The organism is Protofrankia sp. Cas8, assembly GCF_963555845.1.
GTDB lineage: Bacteria > Actinomycetota > Actinomycetes > Frankiales > Frankiaceae > Protofrankia.
Genome location: NZ_CAUVXI010000354.1, coordinates 1 through 1219, shown reverse-complemented (window position 1 = coordinate 1219; position 1219 = coordinate 1). Strand labels below are relative to the sequence as shown.

The following is a 1219-nucleotide window of genomic DNA, read 5'->3' as shown; positions in this document are numbered from 1 at the left end:
AACGGATACGGCGACTCGCGCCGGTGTTCCTCGTCGCGTAGATGCCGACTCCACCGACTCCACCGTGACGTTCCTCGACACCGTCACCTGGTACCCCAACCACCAGGACCGTGCACACGTGATGTTCAGGGAGGAGGATCGACCCATGGCCAGTCCGGAGAGTCCCGTGGGCACGTCCGATCCGCTGAAACCACGGCGGCCCATCGACTTCGACACCTTCTACCAGGGCACGCCCCCGTGGGACATCGGCCGGCCTCAACCGGCGTTCCTGGACCTGGCCGACGCCGGCGTGCTCCGCGGACGAGTCCTCGATGTCGGCTGCGGAACCGGGGAACACGCCCTGATGGCCGCTCGCCTCGGGCTGGATGCCACTGGCATGGACACCGCAGCGGCGGCCATCGCCCGCGCCCGACGCAAGGCTGCCGACCGGAGTCTGACCGTCAGGTTTCTGGTCGGCGACGCCCTTGAGCTGGAGCAGCTGGGTGAACAGTTCGACACGGTGCTCGACTGTGGACTGTTCCACGTGTTCACCGACGACGATCGCCTCCGGTTCACCGCGAGTCTGCGGTCGACGATCCCACCCGGCGGCCGCTATTTCATGCTCGGCTTCAGCGACCGCCAACCGGGCGATACGGGTCCGCGTAGGCTGACCCGCGACGAGATCACCGCAAGCTTCGACGACGGCTGGCAGATCGACTCGATCGAATCGGCCGAAATCGAGATCACCCTCGGACCCACCAGCATCCCGGCCTGGCTGACCGCCATCACCCGAACCTGACCGCTGACGAAACGTCAGCAGGAGACGGTCCAGGACGTGTTTGGGACGTGTCGTTCGGTCAGAGAGCCGGCCGGCCGCGCCCGACTAACAAAATACAAAAAAACCCAGATAGCGGCGTTCTATCCGGGCCGACGACAACAAAGCCAGGCGGAATGCGGGGGCACGCGAGCCGGACAGATGCTTCTCAAACACGCCCTTCAGGCATTCCTGTTTTCTCCGCGCCTCCGGTGCCGAAATCTCAGGACAGGGCCCGGCACTCGCCTGTACTGGTCGGAGATCCGGCGATGCCGATCGGATGAAGGAGTCTCGCCGAAGGTGGGAACCCGCCGGTCAGGCGCGCAGAGCGGTCAGGCGCGAAGCACGGTGACCGGGCGACCGGACGGACTGCTCGCCTGCTCAAACCTCGTGCGGTCGGCAATAGGCGCGACCTCGGGCCGGCGA

1 protein-coding gene is annotated in these 1219 nt (G+C 66.1%); it reads left to right on the top strand.

The window, feature by feature from the left end; translation table 11 throughout:
* Positions 1-145: 145 nt before the first annotated feature.
* Positions 146-778, top strand: coding sequence for a class I SAM-dependent methyltransferase (locus tag U9977_RS26745; RefSeq protein WP_416210794.1), 633 nt, complete (start codon positions 146-148; stop codon positions 776-778).
* The last annotated feature ends 441 nt before the right edge of the window (positions 779-1219 follow it).